This is a genomic window from Streptomyces sp. SS1-1, assembly GCF_008973465.1.
Classification (GTDB): Bacteria; Actinomycetota; Actinomycetes; order Streptomycetales; family Streptomycetaceae; genus Streptomyces.
This window is the reverse complement of the sequence record NZ_WBXN01000004.1, coordinates 6838770-6854424: the sequence shown is the minus strand read 5'-3', so window position 1 is coordinate 6854424 and position 15655 is coordinate 6838770. Positions and strand designations below refer to the sequence as shown.

The following is a 15655-nucleotide window of genomic DNA, read 5'->3' as shown; positions in this document are numbered from 1 at the left end:
TGGTTGTCATCCGGAGAGCGCGATCTCGCACCACACCTGTTTCCCGCCGCTGACGGGCACGGTGCCCCAGGTCGTCGTCATCGCCTCGACCAGCAGGATGCCGCGTCCGCCGGTGGCCTCCCAGCTGATGCTCGTCGGCCGGACCGGGGTGCGGGGCGAGGAGTCGGCGACGGCGATCCGCAGCCGCCCGCCGATCAGGGTGAGGTCGAGCCGGACCTGCCCGTCGGTGTGCACGAGGGCGTTGGTGACGAGTTCGGACACGACGAGCAGGGCGGCGTCGCGGTCCTGCGGCGGCACCTGCCAGGCGCGCAGGGTGCGCCGGGTGAACCGGCGGGCGTGGCCGACGGCCTCCGGCACCCGCCACACGGCCCAGGTCTCCCGCAGCGGCCGTACCGCCATGCCGTCGTAGCGCAGCAGGAGCAGCGCGATGTCGTCGTCGCGGTGCGCGCCGACGAGCAGCCCGTCGGCGACGAGTCCGAGGTGGGCGGGGTCGGACACGGCGAGCGCCGAGGCGAGCCGGGCGATGCCGGTGTCGATGTCGGCGTCGGCGGACTCCACGAGGCCGTCGGTGGTCAGGGCGAGGACGGTGCCGGGCCGCAGCCGCAGCGGGCTCATCGGGAAGACGGCCTCGCGCACCACCCCGAGCGGGGGGCCGCCGTCGGCCTCGGCGACCTCCGTGCCGCCGTCCGGATGGCGCAGCACGGGCGGCGGGTGCCCGGCCCGTACGCACCACGCGGAGCCCTCTTCCAGGTCGACCTCGACGTAGCAGCAGGTGGCGAAGAGGTCGGTCTCCATGTCCATCAGCAGCCGGTTGGCGTGGTGGACGACGACGTCGGGCGGGTGCCCCTCGGCGGCGTAGGCGCGCAGCGCGGTGCGCATCTGGCCCATGAGGGTGGCGGCGGCGGCGCTGTGCCCCTGCACGTCGCCGATGACGAGGGCGACCCGGTGGTCGGGCAGCGGGATGACGTCGTACCAGTCGCCGCCGACCTCCAGTCCGGCGGTGGTCGGCAGATAGCGGGCGACGGCCTCGGCGCCGGGCAGCCGGGGCAGCCGGCGGGGCAGCAGCTGCCGTTGGAGCATGCCGACGAGTTCGTGCTCGGCGTCGAAGGCGCGGGCGCGGACGAGTGCCTGCCCGGCGAGGCCCGCGGAGGCGGTGAGCAGGGCGCGTTCGTCGGGGCCGAACTGGTGCGGGGTGTCCCAGCCGATCAGGCAGGCGCCGGCCATGGCTCCGCCCGCGGGCAGCGGCAGGACGGCCAGGCCGCCGGGCCCGACCTCGGCGAGGGCGGGTTCCAGCGGGGCTCCGGCCGGCCAGATCTGGGCGCGTCCCTCGCGCAGGGCGGTGGCGAGGGTCGGCATGGCGCGCACGGGCGCGTCGGGCCATTCGGTGCGCCACTCCAGGCGCCACAGCGCGGGCCAGGACTCCGGGTCGGGCGGGTCGAGGACGGTGACGACGAGCCGGTCGTGCTCCAGTTCGGCGAGCGCGATGCGGTCGGCGCGCAGCGGCTCGCGTAGGGCGGTGACGACGGCCTGGCTGACGTCGCGGACCGTGCCGGCGGTGGCGAGGGCGGCGGCGAGACGCTGGACGCGGGCGACGTCGGTGACCTCGGGGCGCAGCGTGGAGGCGTCGGCGACGGTGCCGACGAGCCGGGCGGGGCGGCCCTCGCCGCCGGGCAGGAGGCGGCCGCGCAGCCGCAGCCAGCGGGGCGGGCCGGCGGGGCGGACGACCCGGAACTCCAGTTCCCGTTCGCCGAGGGACATGTGGTCGGCCTCGACGACGGACATCAGCGCGGGCAGGTCCTCGGGGACGGTCAGGCCCAGCAGGGTCTCCACCTTGCCGTCGAAGGCGGCCGGGGTCAGTCCGAACAGCGCCAGGAGGTCGGCGCCGACCTCGACGTGGCCGCTGTCCACGGCGAGGCTGAACGCGTCGGCGGGCAGGTCGCCGCCGGTCTCGGCGGTGGGCCGGGCGGGCAGGGTGACGGCGCCGGCGATCAGTTCCAGACAGTCCCGCGCGTCCGCGTCGAAGCCGCCGGGCCGCTCGGTGACGGCCAGCAGGCACCCTGCGGCGCCCTCGCCTCGGACGGGCAGCGCGGCCAGGGAGAAGTCGCCCTCCGGGGTGCGCCGGGCCTCCGCGAAACCGGCGAGTTCCCGGGGGCCGAGATGGACGGGGCGGCCGGTGCGGTGGGCGTCGGCGGCCGGTGAGGGCCCGTTCAGGGCGTAGCCGTCCCGCAGGCCGTACAGGGACCGGGGCACGCCCGCCGACTCGTGGAGGCAGAGGAGTTCGCCGTCGTCGTCCGGCGTGTACAGGGCGGCCAGGGAGGCACCGCAGAAGACGAGCGCCTGTTCGAGGACCCGGCGCAGCCGTCCGCTCGCGCCGGGTTCCTCGGCGAGCGCCTTCAGGACGTCCTCGGCACGCCGGTTCCTCGTCCCGCGCCCCGTAGCGTCCTTTCCGACCACGTTCGCCATTACAGCGCTGATACGCCCCGTACGCAGCCCCTGTGACGGTTCCGTGCGGCCGGGGAGCGGGACGGCGGCGACGCGACGGCGGTCCGGTCCTCCCGCCGGAGGACCGGACCGCCGTCGTGCCCGGGGTGGGTCAGCCGTGTCGGTGGGCCGGTGGCGCCGTGTCAGTTCCCGGCGCCGTTGCCGACGATCTGGCCGAGGCCGTGGCCGCGTCCATGACCCCGGCCGTTCCCGGCGTTCTGGCCGGCACCGGCCTGGTCACCGGCGCCCGCCTCCTGGCCCGCGCCCGCCTGGTCACCGGCTCCGGCCTGGTCTCCGGCGCCCGCGTCCTGGCCGGCCCCGGCGTCGTCGCCGCCCGCCGCTCCGCCGTCGCCGAGGGTCGCGCCGACCGCGGCCAGCGCGGTCGTCACCGGCTGGAAGAACGTCTCGCCGCCGACGGTGCAGTCGCCGCTGCCGCCGGAGGTCAGGCCGATCGCCTGCCCGTCCTGGGTGAACAGGGAGCCGCCGCTGTCGCCCGGCTCGGCGCACACGTTGGTCTGGATGAGCCCGGTGACCGTGCCCTCCGGGTAGTTCACGGTGGCGTCGAGACCGGTGACCTGACCGTTGTTCAGCCCGGTCGTGCTGCCCATCCGGAAGACCTGGAGGCCGACCGTGGCGTCGGCGGCCCCGCTGATCGCGAGGGTCTGCTGACCGAGGTTCACCTCGCTGGGCGCCTGGGTGGCCGGGTCGTCGTACTTCACCAGTGCGAAGTCGCCGGCGCCGGGGAACGTGGCCTGGTCGACGGTGGCGATGGGCTGCCCGCCCTGGGCGTCGGACCACTGCGCGGCCGCGACCCCGCAGTGACCGGCCGTCAGGAAGGCCGGGGTGCCGTCGCCCGCGGTGACGTTGAAGCCCGCGGAGCAGCGCGCGCCGCCCGCGAAGATGGCGTCGCCGCCGGAGAGGAAGGTCTTGAAGGTGCCGGCCGACTTCTTGACGCTCGCCATGCCGGGGCCGAGCCGGTCGACGGTGGACTCCAGCCGGTCCCAGTTCCTTCCGGTGACCGTGCTGTCGGCGGTGACGACGATCTTGTTCGTTCTGGGGTCGACGGCCCACGCCGTGCCGGGGATGGTGGCCTCGGACTTCAGCGTCCGCGCGCCCGACTTGAGCGCGTCCAGGCTGTTCGCGACCTCGCGGACCTTGGCGCCGGCCTTCCGCGCCTCCACGACCACGTCGTTGTCGTCGCCGTCGACGACGTTCACCACGAGCTGCTTGCTGCCGGCGTCGTAGTACGAGCCGGCGAAGGCGTCGCCGAGCAGTCCCGCGAGGCGCGAGGCGAGATCCGAGGCGTCGGCCGCCTTCAGGGTCTTGGGGGCGGCCGTGGCGTCCGGGGCCGCGTCCTGGGACGCGTTGGCGTTCGGCAGCAGGATCGCCGCCGCTCCGAGCGCCGCCACGCCGCCCGCCGCTATCGCGGCCTTGCGCTTCGGCATTCGCTTGTGACTCAACTTCTCGACCTCCTGGGGGACGGGGTCTGCTGCCGCCGTTCGTCTCGTGCGGCGGCTGTTTCTCGGGCGCCTGGTCGGCAGTTGGTACGCGCGGGGCGGCCGGAGTGTTCAACTCCGTTCGCAGAAGCGTCGTTCGAGGGGCCGGATGCGGTCGCGCGCCGGGCGCGGAAGGGGTCCGGGCCGCCAGGAGACGGACACGATCCGAACAAGCACCGTGTGCAGTCGGTCGATCGCGGTCAGTGGCGGATCAGGAGCGGAATCCCGGCTTCAGTGAATCTGCACATTCAATACTCAACGAAGTCACCGTGCGCCGTGGTCCCCCACCGGCCGCTACCACCGGTCACCCCCTTGGGGCCGGAGTGTCGCTTTCGCCGTACCGTCCGCCACCGCCTCGCCGGCCGGCGCGACGGCTGGTCCGGGCCGATGCCGTGACGCATGTGAAGAAGTCGCCGACGAGACGTGCCCACTTCTGCACCGATTCCCACTCAGGGCCCTCAAGTGCCCTGACAAGGCATTCGTTTGATTGGAAGCCCGCCCCCGCCCCGTGCTTTGATCCATCGCACCGCGGGGGCCGCCAACGGCTTTCCCGGAAACGGGCGCCGGGCACCCGCGGTCGCGGCCGTCATCTGTCCCCAGAGGGGGCCGCTCCCCCTTGTGAGATATCCATTAGGAAGGGAAGTTCCACCATGAACTCCACCCCCCAGGTTGCGACCGTCGAGATCTCCGACGCCGAGCTCGACAACGTCTCCGGCGGCCTGCAGGTCAACGCCGTGAACGGTGCCCTCGACGCCATCAACGGCATCGCCCCGGTCTCCGGCCTGCTCAACACGGTCGTCGGCACCGTGGAGGGTGTCACCGGCCTGAACACCGCCCCGGTCACGGGCCTGGTCGCCGGTCTCTGATCGCGCCTTTCGTACCACCGAGTCCCGGAGCCGTCACCCGGCTCCGGGACTCTTGGGTGCCACAAAACCGGAAATCCCCCGAACGAAAAGCGGGAACGAAACACCGTGAGGGGATTTCGGCCCCGCCCCGCAGCACGACCGGCATTCGTGTGCCGGTCTCCACTCATCCGCAGGTGAGGGAAATTCCGTGCAGTTCCGCCAACAGGCCCTCGCCAAGCTCCAGTCACCGGAGGAGCTCGACCTGCCGGTGCGTTTCGCCCGCCCGCAGGGCTGGCTCGTCCTCGGGGTGACGCTGGTCGTGATGGCCGCCGCGTCCGTGTGGGCGGTGACCGGCTCGGTCGCCTCCACCGTCTCCGCGCCCGCCATCCTCACCCACGGGCAGGGCAGTTACCTCCTCCAGAGCCCGGTCGCCGGACAGGTCACCGCCGTCGTCGCCGAGCAGGGCGAGCGGCTCCCGGCCGACGCCCCCGTCCTGAAGGTCCGCACCGCGCGGGGCGAGACCGTCGTGCGCACGGTCGCCCCGGGCCGCGTCACCGCGCTCGCCGCGACCATCGGGCAGATCGTCCAGACCGGCGCGAACGTCGCCGCCGTCGAGAAGGTCGCCCGCGGCCGGGACCCGCTGTACGCCACGGTGTACGTGCCCGCCGAGAACGCCGCCGCCATCCCCGGCAACGCCGCGGTGGACCTCACCGTGCAGTCGGTGCCGACCCAGGAGTACGGCGTGCTGCGCGGGCACGTGAAGTCCGTGGACCGCGCGGTGCAGTCGCCGCAGCAGATCGCCGCGTTCCTCGGCGACACCCAGCTCGGCGAGCAGTTCACCAAGGACGGCAGGCCGGTCGCCGTCCTCGTGAAGCTGGACCGCGACGAGGACACCGAGAGCGGCTACGCCTGGTCGTCCGCGGACGGACCGCCCTTCCCCCTGACCTCCATGACGCTGGCCGAGGCGTCCATCCGGCTCGCCGACCAGCGTCCCGTCGACTGGCTGCTGCCATGAGCACCGCACAGCAGACGCGGAGCAGACGCCGCGCCGCTCCCCCCAAGCGTCCCGTGCCGAAGGGCCGGGCGAAGACCGTCCGCACCCCCACCGTGCTCCAGATGGAGGCCGTCGAGTGCGGCGCCGCCTCCCTGGCGATGGTGCTCGGCCACTACGGCCGGCACGTCCCGCTGGAGGAACTGCGCATCGCGTGCGGCGTCTCCCGGGACGGCTCGCGCGCCAGCAACCTGCTGAAGGCCGCCCGCAGTTACGGCCTGACCGCCAAGGGCATGCAGATGGACACGGCCGCCCTCGCCGAGGTGAAGGCGCCGGCCATCCTGTTCTGGGAGTTCAACCACTACGTCGTCTTCGACGGCATGGGCCGCCGCTTCGGCCGCCGGGGCGTGTACGTCAACGACCCCGCCAAGGGCCGCCGTTTCGTGCCCATGGAGGACTTCGACGGCAGCTTCACCGGGGTCGTCCTGGTCATGGAGCCCGGGGAGGGCTTCAGCAGGGGCGGACGCCGGCCCGGGGTGCTCGGCGCGATGCCGGCCCGGCTGCGCGGCACCGCGGGCACCATGCCCGCTGCCGTCCTCGCCAGCCTGCTGCTGGTCGCGGTCGGCGCGGCGGTGCCCGCGCTGAGCCGCACCTATATCGACATGTTCCTGATCGGCGGCCAGACGTCCCTGCTGGGCACGCTGTTCGCGTCGATGGGGACCTGTGTGGCGCTGACCGTCGTGCTGACCTGGCTGCAGCAGGCGAACCTGCTGCGCGGCCGGATCATCTCCTCCACCCTGTCCAGCGCCCGCTTCCTGCGTCATCTGCTGCGGCTGCCGGTGACGTTCTTCTCCCAGCGCAGCCCGGCCGACCTGGTGCAGCGGCTCCAGTCCAACGACGCGGTCGCCGAGACGCTGGCCCGGGACCTCGCCGCGGCCGGCGTGGACGCGGTCGTCGTCGTCCTCTACGCGGTCCTGCTCTACACGTACGACCCGCAGCTGACGTTCGTCGGCATCGGCGTCGCCCTGCTGAACATCGTCGCCATGCGGGTCGTCATCCGGCTGCGGGCGACCCGTACGGCGAAGCTGCGCGCGGACAGCGCCCGGCTGACCAACACCGCCTACACGGGTCTGCAGCTGATCGAGACGATGAAGGCGACCGGCGGCGAGGACGGCTACTTCCGCAAGTGGGCCGGGCAGCATGCCACCACGCTGGAGGAGCAGCAGCGCCTCGGGGTGCCGAGCGCCTGGCTCGGCGTGGTCGCCCCCACTCTCGCCACGCTCAACAGCGCGCTGATCCTGTGGATCGGCGGCATGCGCGCGGTCGAGGGCGGTATCTCCGTCGGTCTGCTGGTGGCCTTCCAGGCCCTGGTGACCCGGTTCACCGCCCCCATCACCCGGCTCAACGGCGTCGCGGGCCGCATCCAGGACTTCGCGGCGGACGTGGCCCGGCTGAAGGACGTGGAGAACTTCGAGGCGGACCCGCTCTACGGCCGCCCCGGCGCGGGCGAGTCCACGCGCCGGCTCCAGGGACACGTGGAGCTGCAGAACATCACCTTCGGGTACAGCCCCCTGGACAAGCCGCTGCTGACCGGCTTCGACCTGACCGTGGGGCCCGGCCGGCAGGTGGCGCTGGTCGGCGGCTCGGGCAGCGGCAAGTCGACCGTGTCCCGGCTGATCTCGGGCCTGTACGCCCCCTGGGAGGGCGTCATCCGCATCGACGGCCGCCGGATCGAGGACATCCCGCGCGGGGCGCTCGCCTCGTCCGTCTCCTTCGTCGACCAGGACGTGTTCCTGTTCGAGGGGACCGTCCGCGACAACGTGGCCCTGTGGGACCCGTCCGTCCCGGACGAGGCGGTGGAGGAGGCGCTGCGCGACGCGGCCCTGTACGACGTGGTGATGCGGCGGCCGGGCGGCATCCGCAGCCGGGTCGAGCAGGACGGCCGGAACTTCTCCGGCGGGCAGCGCCAGCGGCTGGAGATCGCGCGGGCGCTGGTGCGCCGCCCCAGCATCCTCGTCCTGGACGAGGTGACCAGCGCGCTGGACGCCGAGACCGAGCTGGTCGTGATGGACAACCTGCGCCGGCGCGGCTGCGCCTGTGTGGTGATCGCGCACCGGCTCAGCACGGTGCGCGACAGCGACGAGATCGTCGTGCTCCAGCACGGCACGATCGTCGAACGCGGACGGCACGAGGAGCTGGTGGCGCTCGGCGGCGCCTACGCGGCCCTGGTCAGGGAGCGGTGAGATGACGACCGTGAACGAGGGGGACCTCGTCCTCGACGCGCTCGGGCAGCTGGGCTCGGCCCTCGACTGCTCCGGCCTCAACCGCCTGGACCTGGAGGGGCCGCAGGTGCTGTGGCTGGTGGCGTCCGGCGCGGTGGACCTGTTCGCGGTGGACGCCGGGGAGCAGGGCCACTGGCACCACCTGGGCCGTCTGGAGGCGGGCTCGCTGCTGCTGGGCCCGGTCGCGGGACCGCAGCACACGCTGGTGGCCCGCCCGCTCAGGGACTGCGTCGTGCACCGGATCGGGCTGCGCGAGCTGTACCAGCCCGCGCCCACGCAGACCTGGTCGTATGACGAGTACGGCAACCCGCAGTACGTCCCGCCGCAGACCAGCCCCCTGGAGTACGCGCTCGCGCTCGGCGTGGGCCGCAGCCTCTCCATCCTGTTCCAGGCGCCCATGGCCACCGAGCGGGCGGCCGAGGTGACCGACGACGACGTGTTCTGGATGCAGGTGCCGCCGGGCAGCGTGCAGTACGGCTCGCTGTACGGCGCGGAGGCCGCCGCCGATCTGCTGATCGACCCGGCGGTGTGGCAGTCCATGGTGGACCAGCAGTACCGCCTGCTGACGACGCTGGACCGGTGGATCGAGCAGCTGGAGCGCACCCACGAGACCCGTACGGCCGCCGGCATCAAGGCCGGGGAGGCGGTGCGGGCGCAGGCCGACCGGACACTGCTGGCGTCCATCGGCAAGCGGAACGGCAAGCGCACGACGGCCGCCGACGCGGACGCCGGGTACGCGGCGTGCCGGATCGTCGCCGAGGCGGCCGGGTTCACCCTGGCCGACGCGGTGCACGGCGGCACGGAGAGCGACCGGCTCGACCCGGTGGAACGCGTCGCCCTGGCCTCCCGGGTACGGACCCGGTCGGTGCGTCTGGAGGGCCGGTGGTGGCGGGACGACATCGGCCCGCTCGTCGGCCACCGGGCGCTGTCCGGGGCGCCGGTCGCGCTGCTGTGGCGGCGCGGCGGCTATGTGGCGGTGCATCCGGCGACCGGCCGGGAGACGCCGGTCGAGAAGGCCAACGCGGAGGAGTTTGAACCGCGTGCGGTGATGTTCTACCGGCCGCTGCCCGACCGGCCGCTGAGCCCGCTGCGGCTGCTGCGGTTCAGCATGCGGGGCACCGCGGGCGACCTGGTGCGGCTGCTGCTCAGCGGGCTGGTGACGGTGGCGATCGGCGCGCTGGTGCCGGTGGCGACCGGCAAGGTGCTGGGCGAGTTCGTGCCGAAGGCGCAGACCGGGCTGATCGTGCAGGTGTGCCTGGCCGTGATGATCAGCGGGGTGGTGGCGGCGGCGTTCATGCTGCTGCAGAACCTGACGATCCTGCGGCTGGAGGGCCGGATCGAGGCGACGTTGCAGCCCGCCCTGTGGGACCGGCTGCTGCGGCTGCCCACCCGGTTCTTCACCGAGCGCTCCACGGGCGAGCTGGCCAGCCAGGCGATGGGGATCAGCGCGATCCGCAGGCTGCTGGCGGGGGTCGGCCCGGTCGTGGCGCAGTCGGTGACCGTCGGCGCGATGAACCTGGGGCTGCTGTTCTGGTACAGCGTGCCGATGGCCATGGCCGCGATCGGCATGCTCGTGGTGATCGCGGCCGTGTTCCTGGGCCTCGGGCTGTGGCAGGTGCGCTGGCAGCGGCGGCTGGTGGTGCTGAGCAACAAGCTGAACAACCAGGCGTTCCAGACGCTGCGCGGGCTGCCGAAGCTGCGGGTCGCGGCGGCGGAGAACTACGCGTACGCGGCGTGGGCGGAGGAGTTCGCGCGCAGCCGGGAGCTGCAGCAGCGGGTGGGCCGGATCAAGAACCTGACGGCGGTGCTGGGCGCGGTGTACCTGCCGTTGTGCACGCTGCTGATGTTCATGCTGCTGGCCGGTCCGGCGCGCGGCTCGATGTCGGCGGCGGCGTTCCTGACCTTCAGCACGTCGGTGACGATGCTGCTGACGTCGGTGACCCAGCTGACCGGCGCGTTCGTCTCGGCGGTGTCGGCGCTGCCGCTGTTCCAGGAGATCGAGCCGGTGCTGCGGGCCACGCCGGAGGTGCGGGCGGGCAGCACCCGGCCGGGGCCGCTGACCGGGGCGATCGAGGCGCGCCGGCTGTCCTTCCGGTACTCCGACGACGGCCCGCTGGTCCTGGACGACGTGTCGTTCCAGATCCGGCCGGGCGAGTTCGTCGCGGTGGTCGGCCCCAGCGGCTGCGGCAAGTCGACGCTGCTGCGGCTGCTGATCGGCTTCGACAAGCCGGTCTCGGGCAGCGTCCTGTACGACGGGCAGGACCTCGCGGCGCTCGACCAGTCGGCGGTGCGCCGCCAGTGCGGAGTGGTGCTCCAGCACGCCCAGCCGTTCACCGGCTCCATCCTCGACGTCATCTGCGGCACCGAGCCGTACACGCCGGAAGAGGCGATGGCGGCGGCGGAGATGGCGGGGCTCGCCGAGGACATCAAGCGGATGCCGATGGGGCTGCACACCATCGTCTCGGGCAGCGGGGCCGTCTCCGGCGGTCAGCGTCAGCGCCTGATGATCGCCCAGGCGCTGATCCGCCGTCCGCGCATCCTGTTCTTCGACGAGGCGACCAGCGCCCTCGACAACGAGACGCAGCGCACGGTCATCGAGTCCACACGGGCCCTGAACGCCACGCGCGTGGTCATCGCGCACCGTCTGTCCACGGTGCTGGACGCCGACCGGGTGATCGTGATGGAGGACGGCAAGGTCGCCCAGCAGGGCCCGCCGGCCGAACTCCTCGCGGACACGGGCGGGCGGCTGCACGAGCTGGTGCGGCGCCAGCTGGCCTGAGCGGCGGCGCGGCCGGCCCGGACGACGACGGGGAATCGCCGTCCGGGCCGTTGACGATCGGCGTACGGGGGTACTTGCCGAGCCATGCGTATCAGCGTCGTGGATGTGGGATCGAAGACGGTCCGGCTGGTGGTGTCCGACGCCCAGGACGGCGCGCCGCTGCCCGTGCACACCGAGAAGTGGCGGCTGCGGCTGTCCGAGCAGGTCAAACCGGGGGATCCGATCCCCGGGGAGGCGGTGGAGCGGCTCGTCCACGCCGTCGCCGCGGCGAGCCGCACCGCGGAGAAGTGGGGCGCGGCGGCGCCGCTGGCCTTCGCGACCGCGGTGGTGCGCTCCGCGCCCAACCGGGCGGAGGTGCTGCGCGCCGTGCGGCTGCGGACCGGGGTGCGGCTGTGCACGCTGCCCGGTGAGCTGGAGGCCGAGCTGACGTTCCTCGCGGCGCGGCGCTGGATGGGCTGGCGGTCGGGTCCGCTCGCCCTGCTGGACATCGGCGGCGGGTCGCTGGAGGTGGCGTTCGGCCGGGGCCGGCTGCCGGACTTCGTAGCCTCGCTGCCGCTGGGCGCGAACCGGCTGACCCATGAGTTCCTGACGGCCGGCGACGACCTTCCCGATCCGCGGCGGCTGCGGGACCTGCGCCGTTCGGTCCGCCACCGGCTGCGGGACGTCGCCGCCCGGATCCGGTGGGAGAGGCCGCGGACGGCCGCCGCCACCTCGCGCACGTTCCAGCAGCTGGGCCGGTTGTGCGGGGCGCCGCCCGGCCGGCACGGCCCGTTCGTCGAGCGGCGGCTGACGCGCGAGGACCTGCGGGAGGCGGTGGACCGGATGTCGGCGCTGAGCGCCGCCGAGCGGGTCCTGCTGCCGGGGATCTCCGCGCCGCGGGCCGAGCAGAGTCTGGCCGGCGCGGTGATCGCGCACACCGCGATGAAGCTGACCGGGCTGGAGGCGGTGACGATCTGCCCGTGGGCGATCCGCGAGGGGATCATGCTGCGTCACATCGAGGACGGCCCCGGCTGGTGGACGGAGGTCACCGGCCACGACGAGGACCCCGGGGCGGAGCGGCCCGCGCCGCTGCGCATCGCCGCCGCCCCGGCGACCAGCTGACCGAACGACAGGAGGAGCAGTCCGTGTCCCAGGACGACAGGCAGCACCAGGAGCACCCCGAGACCGCCCTGGAGGAGGTGACGGAGGAGGTCGCCGAGGCCGGGCGCCGGGTCCGGGAGACCCCCGCCGAGCGCCGCCGCAGGGGCGAGGCCGGTGAGGCGGTCACTCCCAACCAGGAGGCCCAGGAGCAGTCGCGGGGCGACTGACGGGCCGTGGGTCCGTACAACGATCTGGGTGCCGGTCGGGCGGCCCCACTCCGCCCGGCCGGCACCCATGCGAGGTGACACCCGACCCCTCGGCCGTGCTCGCATCTCCCCATCCGCGAGCCCGGACGCACTGCACGGGGTCCCAGGTGCCGCCCCGGTCTCAGAACGCGAAGAGGCTGGTCCCGAAGGAGCCCTTCACGCAGTCGTTGGCGAACGCGCGTTCATAGGAGACGCGCTTGCCCTGCCAGACCCCGTCCACGGTGACGACGACGGGGTCGTACTGCTTGGTGCACATCACCCCTTCGGTCGCTCTCAGGGCGTCGAAGTCGCCGTTCAGGCCCCGCAGTTCGGCACAGGCCGCCGCCGGGGCGGGATGGGTGCCGGAGGGCGTCGGGGCGCAGCTCAGGGTCACCGCGCGTGCCGGGGAGGCGAGGGCGGCGGTGTCGCCGTGAGCGAGGGTCAGCACCAGCGCCGAGGGGGCGTAGAGCGAGGCGGGAGCGGCGTCGGGGGCGGCCAGGGCGGACCCGGTGAGGGGTCCGCAGACGGCGGTGGCCGTCAGAGCGAGGGTCGCTGCCCAGCGCGCGGTGTTCCGCATTGTGTGCATCCTTCCGCTTGTGTCGGGGGTGTGCCGGCTCCGGCGCGATCGGTGCCGGAACGACGAGCGGGAGTCTGCCGAGTCCGCCGCCGAAACTCACATCGACACCACGGGTTTCAGTAACCTTGCGTATTGAATCAGTGGCGCGAAGTAACGGAATTCGAACGTTCCAATGCCGGAACGTGGCCATTCCTGATCGCTCGAAGTCGCCCGCTGGCTGGTTTCCATGGGTTCATTAATAGGCCTGAAACATTCCGGTTGGGGGCCTCTGGTGGAGACCTGAGCGGGGTCCGACCACACGATCCACCCCCGCACGCCGGTGTGCGCCCCCCGGTCCCCGCCTGCCCTACCGGTCGGTATGGTCTGCGTACAGCGCGGTCTCAGGGACGAGAGGCGGGTCGTACGCATGGGCAGGCACTGGGCCGACTTCCAGTACGAGATCTATCTGAACGGCATGTCGGGCGCCGTGCCCCGGCTCCCCACCGACCTGACCCGGCTGGAGGAGCTGACCGAACAGCGCCTCGGCCCCGGCCCCGTGGGCTATGTGGCGGGCAGCGCCGGCGCCGGCAGCACGGCCCGCGCCAACCGGGCGGCCCTGGACCGCCGCCGGATCGTCCCGCGCATGCTGCGGGACGTCCACGAACGGGACCTGTCCGTCGAGGTGCTGGGCCGCGCCCTGCCCGCCCCCGTCGCGCTGGCGCCGATCGGCGTGCTGTCGATCATGCACCCGGACGCCGAGAGCGCGGCCGCCCGCGCCGCCGCCGCGCAGGGCGTGCCGTTCATCCTGTCGTCCGCGTCCAGCACCCCGCTGGAGCGGGTGGCGGAGGCGATGGGCGACGCCGAGCGCTGGTTCCAGCTGTACTGGCCGAAGGACCCGGAGGTGGCGCGCAGCTTCCTGGGCCGGGCGAAGACCGCCGGGTACACCGCGCTCGTCGTCACCCTCGACACCCCGATGCTCGCCTGGCGGCCGCGCGATCTCGACCAGGCGTACCTGCCCTTCCTGCACGGCGTCGGCACCGCCAACTACTTCTCCGACCCCGCCTTCCAGGCCGGTCTGGCCAAGCCCGTCCACGAGGACCCGAACGCCGCCGTCATGCACTTCGTCGGCATGTTCTCCGATCCGGCGAAGACCTGGCCGGACCTCGCGTTCCTGCGGGAGAACTGGGACGGCCCCATCGTCCTCAAGGGCGTCCTGCACCCGGACGACGCCCGGGCCGCCGCCGACGCCGGGATGGACGGCGTGATCGTCTCCAACCACGGCGGACGCCAGGTGGCCGGCTCGATCGGCGCCGCGGACGCCCTGCCCGGTGTGGTGGAGGCGGTCGGTGACCGGCTGACGGTGCTGTTCGACAGCGGGGTGCGCACCGGGGACGACATCTTCAAGGCCCTCGCCCTCGGCGCACGGGCGGTCCTCGTCGGACGGCCGTACGCGTACGGGCTCGGACTCGACGGACAGGCGGGCGTCGAGCACGTCATCCGCTGCCTGCTCGCCGAACTCGACCTCACGCTCGCCCTGTCCGGGCACGCGGGCCCCGGCACCGTCGGCCCCGGCGACCTCGTGGAGGCGACCGCGTGAGCGCCGCCCGGCACGTGCTGGCCGTCGTCCCGCCGCACGTCGGCGGCCGGGGCGTCGGCGCCGGACTGGCCGCGCTGCTGCCCGGCGACGCGCACGTCACCGTCGTCGAGGCGGCCGACGAGGACCCGGACGCGCTGCGCCGCGCCCAGGTCGTCATCACCGCCCTGGCCCCGGTCACCGCCACCCACCTCGCCGCGGCGCCGGAGCTGGAACTGGTGCAGTGCGCGAGCCACGGGTTCGACTACGTCGACGTGACGGCGGCCCGGGAGCGCGGCATCCGGGTGTGCACGATCGGCTCCAGCGGCGCCGAGGCGCAGAACGTGGCCGAGCAGACCTTCGCGCTGATGCTGGCGCTGGCCAAACAGGTGGTCCCCGGGCACCTCGCGCTCGCCGAGGGCGAGTGGGCGCTCCCCCGCCTCCAGGGCTCGCTCACCGAGCTGTCCGGCAAGACGCTCGGCATCGTGGGCCTCGGTCAGATCGGGCGTCAGGTCGCCCGGCGGGCCGTCGCGTTCGACATGACCGTCGTCTACGCCGGACGCCGGCGGGCGGCACCGGAAGCAGAGGCGGAGGCGGGCGGCGCCCGCCATGTGCCGCTCGACGAGCTGTGCCGGCTCTCCGACTACGTCTCCCTGCACACCCCGCTCACCGAGGAGACGCGGCACCTGCTGGACGCCCGGCGCCTCGCACTGCTCAAACCGTCGGCGTTCGTGGTCAACACGGCACGGGGCGCCCTGATCGACCAGAACGCCCTGGCGGACGCTCTGGAGAAGGGCGCCCTGGCCGGGGCGGGCCTGGACGTCTTCGACCCCGAACCCCCCACGCCCGCCCTGCGGTTGCTCCACGCCCCGAACGTCGTCCTCTCCCCGCACGTCGGCGGAGTCACCCGCGAGACGATGGTCCGCATCGCCCTGGCAGCGGTACGCAACGTGACGGACTACCTGACGGACGGCACGGTGCGGGACGCGGTGGACGGATCCTCCTGAACCGACGTCGACAGCGGACGAGTCGGCCAGGACGGTGGCCCACGCTCGACAGCGGGTGTGCGGGGGCGGCGGACACGGACGGGGTCTGAGCGTCGGAGGGCGGAGCACAACGGTGCCGGCCCCCTCCCCAACGGGAACGGCGCCCTCCCTCGGACGACTACGCGCCCCACTCCCCCGGCCCGGCGCCCCGCGCGCCCGCGGACCCACCACCGCACTCCACAGCGCATCCGGGGCTCGCCGGCTCCGACCCGTCCCGCAGCCACCAACAGGCGCCGGAAGACGGGGCACCACGGTGCCGGCCCCTCCCCACCAGGGCCGGC

Annotated in this window: 11 protein-coding genes; 8 read left to right on the top strand and 3 right to left on the bottom strand. The window is 73.6% G+C overall.

Annotated features, from left to right (window positions below; genetic code table 11):
* Positions 1 to 6: 6 nt before the first annotated feature.
* Complete coding sequence (locus tag F8R89_RS32770; RefSeq protein WP_151787384.1) at positions 7 to 2463, bottom strand: SpoIIE family protein phosphatase; 2457 nt, start codon at positions 2461 to 2463, stop codon at positions 7 to 9.
* 161 nt (positions 2464 to 2624) lie between these two features.
* A complete protein-coding gene (locus tag F8R89_RS32765; protein WP_151787383.1) occupies positions 2625 to 3941 on the bottom strand; it encodes a S1 family peptidase in 1317 nt (438 codons plus the stop codon).
* 686 nt (positions 3942 to 4627) lie between these two features.
* Here F8R89_RS32765 and F8R89_RS32760 point away from each other — a divergent pair.
* The 6 genes from F8R89_RS32760 to F8R89_RS32735 all read left to right on the top strand — a co-directional run bounded on the left by F8R89_RS32760 (position 4628) and on the right by F8R89_RS32735 (position 12181).
* Positions 4628 to 4843 carry a type A2 lantipeptide gene (locus F8R89_RS32760; RefSeq protein WP_151787382.1) on the top strand — a complete coding sequence of 72 codons (216 nt, stop codon included), beginning with the start codon at positions 4628 to 4630 and terminating at the stop codon, positions 4841 to 4843.
* Positions 4844 to 5030: 187 nt separating this feature from the next.
* Positions 5031 to 5837, top strand: coding sequence for an HlyD family efflux transporter periplasmic adaptor subunit (locus F8R89_RS32755; protein ID WP_151787381.1), 807 nt, complete (start codon positions 5031 to 5033; stop codon positions 5835 to 5837).
* Positions 5834 to 8056 (top strand): NHLP family bacteriocin export ABC transporter peptidase/permease/ATPase subunit, encoded by a 2223-nt coding sequence (locus tag F8R89_RS32750; RefSeq protein WP_151787380.1) that lies wholly within the window; start codon positions 5834 to 5836, stop codon positions 8054 to 8056. The genes F8R89_RS32755 and F8R89_RS32750 overlap by 4 nt, the downstream gene beginning before the upstream one ends.
* A 1-nt stretch (position 8057) precedes the next feature.
* Complete coding sequence (locus tag F8R89_RS32745) at positions 8058 to 10874, top strand: NHLP bacteriocin export ABC transporter permease/ATPase subunit (RefSeq protein ID WP_151787379.1); 2817 nt, start codon at positions 8058 to 8060, stop codon at positions 10872 to 10874.
* Positions 10875 to 10958: 84 nt separating this feature from the next.
* Entirely contained in the window at positions 10959 to 11975 is a 1017-nt protein-coding gene (locus F8R89_RS32740; protein WP_151787378.1) for a Ppx/GppA family phosphatase, read from the top strand.
* Positions 11976 to 11998: 23 nt separating this feature from the next.
* Entirely contained in the window at positions 11999 to 12181 is a 183-nt protein-coding gene (locus F8R89_RS32735) for a hypothetical protein (RefSeq protein ID WP_151787377.1), read from the top strand.
* 160 nt (positions 12182 to 12341) lie between these two features.
* On the opposite strand, the gene F8R89_RS32730 is transcribed toward F8R89_RS32735, so the two are convergent.
* Positions 12342 to 12776, bottom strand: a complete 435-nt coding sequence (locus tag F8R89_RS32730) for a protease inhibitor (protein WP_151787376.1) — start codon at positions 12774 to 12776, stop codon at positions 12342 to 12344.
* 406 nt (positions 12777 to 13182) lie between these two features.
* Here F8R89_RS32730 and F8R89_RS32725 point away from each other — a divergent pair, with 406 nt between their 5' ends.
* Positions 13183 to 14352, top strand: coding sequence for a lactate 2-monooxygenase (locus F8R89_RS32725; protein ID WP_151787375.1), 1170 nt, complete (start codon positions 13183 to 13185; stop codon positions 14350 to 14352).
* Entirely contained in the window at positions 14349 to 15335 is a 987-nt protein-coding gene (locus F8R89_RS32720; protein WP_151787374.1) for a 2-hydroxyacid dehydrogenase, read from the top strand. Before F8R89_RS32725 ends, F8R89_RS32720 begins: the two co-directional genes overlap by 4 nt.
* Positions 15336 to 15655: the final 320 nt, after the last annotated feature.

What these genes read in the sequence shown, in the direction of transcription:
- F8R89_RS32770 (WP_151787384.1), bottom strand. Translation starts at nt 2,463, where the DNA reads ATGGCGAACGTGGTCGGAAAGGACGCTACGGGGCGCGGGACGAGGAAC.
- F8R89_RS32760 (WP_151787382.1), top strand. Translation starts at nt 4,628, where the DNA reads ATGAACTCCACCCCCCAGGTTGCGACCGTCGAGATCTCCGACGCCGAG.
- F8R89_RS32750 (WP_151787380.1), top strand. Translation starts at nt 5,834, where the DNA reads ATGAGCACCGCACAGCAGACGCGGAGCAGACGCCGCGCCGCTCCCCCC.
- F8R89_RS32745 (WP_151787379.1), top strand. Translation starts at nt 8,058, where the DNA reads ATGACGACCGTGAACGAGGGGGACCTCGTCCTCGACGCGCTCGGGCAG.
- F8R89_RS32740 (WP_151787378.1), top strand. Translation starts at nt 10,959, where the DNA reads ATGCGTATCAGCGTCGTGGATGTGGGATCGAAGACGGTCCGGCTGGTG.
- F8R89_RS32730 (WP_151787376.1), bottom strand. Translation starts at nt 12,776, where the DNA reads ATGCGGAACACCGCGCGCTGGGCAGCGACCCTCGCTCTGACGGCCACC.
- F8R89_RS32725 (WP_151787375.1), top strand. Translation starts at nt 13,183, where the DNA reads ATGGGCAGGCACTGGGCCGACTTCCAGTACGAGATCTATCTGAACGGC.